Genomic DNA, 5,015 nt, shown 5'->3' with positions numbered 1-5,015 from the left:
TCACGGTGAACAAATCACGACTGTTTTTTACAAAACTATGTTCGAAAACCACCCAGAACTTCTAAATATATTTAACCATGCTAATCAAAAGCAGGGCAGGCAGCAAAGGGCACTGGCTGGAACTGTTTATGCCGCTGCAAAATATATCGATAACCTAGAAGTGATCCTTCCAGTTGTAAACCAAATCGCACACAAGCACCGCAGCCTTGGAATCAAGCCAGAGCATTATCCGATCGTAGGAAAGCATTTGCTGCTTGCAATCAAAGAAGTACTTGGGGAAGCAGCAACGGACGAAATTATCAATGCATGGGCAGAAGCATATGGTGTGATTGCAGACGCCTTTATTTCAGTGGAAGCGGAAATGTATGATGCTGCAGCGAATCAAAAAGGCGGCTGGGATGGTTTCCGTCCATTCATTGTGGCTAACAAGATTGAGGAAAGTGAAGTCATCACTTCATTCTACTTAAAGCCAGTTGATGGAAGAGCAATAGCTGATTTTAAGCCTGGTCAGTATATCAGCATCAAGCTTGAGGCAGAAGGGGAAGAGTTTACACATATCCGCCAGTACAGCCTGTCTGATGCACCAGGAAAAGGCTACTACCGTATCAGCGTGAAAAAGGAAACTGGTATGCCAACTCCAGACGGCAAGGTATCCAATTATCTGCACAGCAATGTGGAGGAAGGAGAAATCCTGCATATTAGTGCTCCAGCGGGCGATTTCTTCCTGGATAGTGAGAAAAAGTCACCAGTTGTACTGCTTAGCGGCGGTGTTGGCTTGACTCCAATGGTCAGCATGCTGAACACTGTGGCAGATCTTCAGCCTGAAAGAGAAGTAACTTTCGTCCATGCGGCTGCAAATGGAAAGGTCCATGCGTTAAAGGATGAAGTTGCAGCAACAGCAGAAAAAGCTAAAGTAAATTCATTCGTATTCTATGATGCGCCGACAGAAGAAGACCGCCTGAACAGCAGTTTCGACGCAGAAGGATATGTAACGAAAGAATGGCTTCAGGAAAATGTAAATCTTGAACAAGCAGATTTTTACTTCTGCGGACCAGTTCCATTCATGAAATCAATTAATGCTTCCTTAAAAGAGCTTGGCGTAACAGAAGATAGAATCCACTTCGAATTCTTTGGACCAAAGGCAAGCCTAGAAGCATAAAAAAGATGAAAACACCCCTGCGATAAGGGGTGTTTTTCATGTTTTTGATATATAAGCTATTCTAACGGCTCAAATGTATGGCAGTCGGTTTCCCTGGTGCTGTCCGCCGTTTCGCCTGTATGGCTGACAACGTATATTTGATCAGCACTGCAGCGGTTGCCGTGCTTCCAATATTGACAGTTATTTACCTCACATAAAACATCCTTCGCCATGATGTACCACTCCTTTTTTGGTTGATACACCATTAGCATGCAATTTTCACAGCAGACCTATTCGAGCTAAAAATAGGCAGTAAATCAGGACTGTTCTTTCACTTTTTTCTGTCTTAAATATCGCTTGTCCTGCATGAAAAGGCTCCAGAAGTAAACGAACCCTGGGAAAAGAATCAGGAAACCTACAATATATGTCGTAAACACGGCCCGAAAGGAATTCGGATCTGTAAACGCTGATTGGATGGTAACCTCAGGAAATACGATGTATGGCAGATGTGCTTTTCCATAAACATAGCTCGCCGCCAGATATTGCAGGGTAATCATAATAACCGCCAGTCTTGGCATGCCTCGCAGCTTTTTTTTGCCGATGGAAGGTACGACAAGGGCCAATCCGCCGATAATGAACATTACCACTGAAGCAACCAAGATATTAAGATCTTCCATCATTTTCGTATATATCCATGGTGCTTCATTTCTTAATGTAAGCATGATTGAAAAAGCCATCACGAGTGAGATAGGGCCAAGAATTAGCGCATCCCTCCGATATACATAATAAGCAGCTATTTCATCGGATGCTTTAGAATAATCCGCAAGCAGGAGGGAGGAAAGGAACAAGGTGCTGCTGACGGCGAATCCTATAAAGGCATATTCATTTGGGCTGCTGAACAGTTTGACCAGATTTAAGTTCTGTGAACCATCAGCAAAATCGACGAACCCGCCATGAGTGATGGGCAAAACGCTAATAAGCAAGCCAGGTATGAGAATGCCGCATATTCCAGAAATATAAGTGAGCACTTTGCGATAATCTTCCGCTATGTTTGAAAATACCAGGAAAGCACTTCTGACAGACAGCAGCAGTAAAATCATGCTTCCAGGAATCAGCAGCACAGTCCCGAGCGTGTAAGCTGCCTTTGGAAACATACTGTAAACAGCGACAACGAGAGCAACGATAAAAGTATTGGTCACTTCCCATGTTGGCGATAAATAACGGTTGGCGATATTCGTTGCCTTTGTCTTCGTTTTATTGATATAAACCATTGACCAGAAGCCTGCACCGAAATCCATCGTTGCCATCACGGCATAAATAAAAACGAATCCCCATAAGACGGTAATGGCAGTAAGAGCATCAGTCACATCTTTTCAATCCTTTCACGTGTTTGACCCATACAGAGGAATCTCCTTTTGATGTGCTCTGTTTAGATCATCCGCGACTGTATTTTTACGGAAATAGTAGCGAAGGACGATAATCTCCATAACACCAAGCAATACATACACTGCGGCAAATAGCACAAACAGGATGCCAAGATTTGTCGCTGTTGTTGCTGAATCCTCAGTCGTTAAGACATGGTAAATATTCCACGGCTGTCTTCCGGTACAGGCAAAAATCCAGCCGAATTCAATTCCGAGTATCGCAAGCGGACCTGATAATACAAATAACCACATTAAAAAGCGAGGGAACTTCTCTTTTTTCAATAGCTTATTCCAGGCAAACGCAATCATGGAGAGAGTAATCAGCAGCATCCCAACCCCGACCATTGCGTTAAATAAAGTATGGATGAAGAGCGGCGGCCAATGTTCTTCCGGGAAGTCATTAAGCCCTTTCACTTCGGTCTCAAATGAATTTCCTGCAAGGAAGCTTAGGGCCCAGGGAATCTCAATTCCCCATTTTACGGATTCCGTCTCCCTATCTGTGATTCCGCCGATTGCCAGAGGAGCGTATTTTTGCGTTTCAAAAAGTCCTTCTGCTCCCGCGAGCTTTTCAGGCTGGTATTCGTGCAGGTATTGAGCAGCCGCGTGGCCGTTAACGGCTGTCAGGATGGAAAAGACACCGCCAATCATCAAGCTTGCCATCAATGCTTTATGATGAAACTTGTACAGCTTTGAACCAAAATCTGCTTTCAGCATCTTATAGGCCGCTACGGTGGCAATGATAAAGGCTCCGGTCATATAAGCTGTAAAAACGACATGAACAGCGGTTACTCCAAAGCTTGGATTGAAGAATGCAGCCCATGGGTCAATGTCAACAAGCTCGCCGTTTTCGATCCTGAATCCAGCAGGAGTCCCCTGGAAGGCATGGACGTTTGTAATAAGCACTGCAGAAGCAAGGGCCCCAAGTGCTACAAGTGAAAGGCTGACAATCCGCATCCACGGAGCAATTCGATCTGCAGCATAAACGTAAATGGACATAAATAATGCTTCTACAAAGAAAGCATAAATTTCAATTTGGAAAGGCAATGCCATAACCCTTCCAATGACCTCCATAAAACCAGGCCATAAGAGCGAAAGCTGCACCCCGGCGATTGTTCCAGTTGGAATGCCCACTCCAAGGGTGACAGCGAATGCCTTCGTCCATCTTTTAGCCATTACCGCATAATCAACGTCTTTCGTTCTTTGGTATAAAAGCTCAGCAGCCAGAATCATCAACGGCAGTCCAACACCTATGGTTGCATTAATGATATGGAAACCCATCGTGGTTCCAAACAGTGAGCGAGCGATTAAGATATCATCCATCGTTCATCATCCTTTCGCATTTATGCACTTCACTATTTTCTTCATTTTTCGGAAAAATATGTAATCAATTCCATTTAAGACAATAAAAAAACCTCCCAAAAAGGGAGGCTTTCACAAATTATTCATTTAATGCCTTTTTTAATGTCGCAATATTGTCTTCCATCAATGTAAAATACGTATCCTTGTTTTTTATGTTTTCATCTGTCAGTACTGCAAGGTTGTGAAGCGTCATCGATTTTGCATCTAGTTCCTCCTGGACCATCTTCGCCAGTTTGGATTCAAAGTTTTGTTCCTTTAAAACATATTTTATCTTTTCGTCTTTAGCGTGAGCTATTAATTTTTGAAGTTCCTTTTGAGACGGTTCATTCGTCGTTGAAAGTCCCGAGATGCTGATTTGATCAATGCCGTATCGTTTCTCCCAATAGCTGTATGCTGAGTGGGCTACAATAATTTCTTTCCGTTTTGCCGAATCAACAACCCCGGCAAATTGCTGGTCAAGTGCTTCAAGTCTGCCTGATAGCTCTGAATAGTTTTTTTCAAAAATATCTTTATGCTCTGGCATTTGTTCGGCCAACTGATTTTTAATCACTAAAGCTAGTTCATTTGCGTAAATTGGATCAAGCCAGACATGTGGATCGACATCGCCATGTCCGTGACCATCTTGGCTACCCTCTTCGTGGCTGTCATGGTCTTCAGCTGCAGCTTCATCTTCATGGCCTGCTTCATCTAAATGTAATTCTTCGCCTACTGGCACTAGTTTTACATCTTCATTCTCTAAAGTTTTGCTGGCTTTATCAACAAACCCCTCAAGCCCAAGTCCAACGTATAAAAATAAGTCTGCATCAGCGAGTGCCATCATATCCTTTTGCGAAGGTTCAAATGTGTGCTCATCAGATCCAGGCGGATAAATGGTTTCAACATTGACATATTCACCGCCAATTTGTTCAGCAAAATATTGAAGCGGGTAAACAGTTGTATAAACCTGCAACAGGTTTTCATTTTCCTTTTTTGAATCTGTCGACTCTTTTCCGCAGCCGCTTAAAAAAGTGCCGAGGATGATGAATATGGTAAAAATTAAAGCAGTTCTTTTCATTATTAAAGCCCCCTGATTTTTAAAACGGACTCATTACGAT

5 protein-coding genes are annotated in these 5,015 nt (G+C 43.1%); 1 reads left to right on the top strand and 4 read right to left on the bottom strand.

What is annotated here, in order from left to right; translation table 11 throughout:
* The coding region (hmpA, locus tag WB217_RS00635; RefSeq protein ID WP_423989667.1) for an NO-inducible flavohemoprotein at positions 1 to 1,159 on the top strand (1,159 nt) is incomplete at its 5' end.
* A 56-nt stretch (positions 1,160 to 1,215) separates the two neighbouring features.
* Here hmpA and WB217_RS00630 read toward each other — a convergent pair.
* The 4 genes from WB217_RS00630 to WB217_RS00615 all read right to left on the bottom strand — a co-directional run bounded on the left by WB217_RS00630 (position 1,216) and on the right by WB217_RS00615 (position 4,978).
* Positions 1,216 to 1,371 (bottom strand): DUF1540 domain-containing protein, encoded by a 156-nt coding sequence (locus WB217_RS00630; RefSeq protein WP_207500930.1) that lies wholly within the window; start codon positions 1,369 to 1,371, stop codon positions 1,216 to 1,218.
* 84 nt (positions 1,372 to 1,455) lie between these two features.
* A complete protein-coding gene (locus WB217_RS00625; protein WP_423989664.1) occupies positions 1,456 to 2,505 on the bottom strand; it encodes a cytochrome d ubiquinol oxidase subunit II in 1,050 nt (349 codons plus the stop codon).
* 15 nt (positions 2,506 to 2,520) lie between these two features.
* Entirely contained in the window at positions 2,521 to 3,882 is a 1,362-nt protein-coding gene (locus WB217_RS00620) for a cytochrome ubiquinol oxidase subunit I (protein ID WP_423989662.1), read from the bottom strand.
* A gap of 118 nt (positions 3,883 to 4,000) precedes the next feature.
* Positions 4,001 to 4,978, bottom strand: coding sequence for a metal ABC transporter solute-binding protein, Zn/Mn family (locus tag WB217_RS00615; RefSeq protein ID WP_423989669.1), 978 nt, complete (start codon positions 4,976 to 4,978; stop codon positions 4,001 to 4,003).
* Positions 4,979 to 5,015: the final 37 nt, after the last annotated feature.

The organism is Mesobacillus sp., from assembly GCF_049588175.1.
GTDB lineage: Bacteria > Bacillota > Bacilli > Bacillales > Cytobacillaceae > Mesobacillus.
This window is presented reverse-complemented; position numbering and strand designations above follow the sequence as displayed.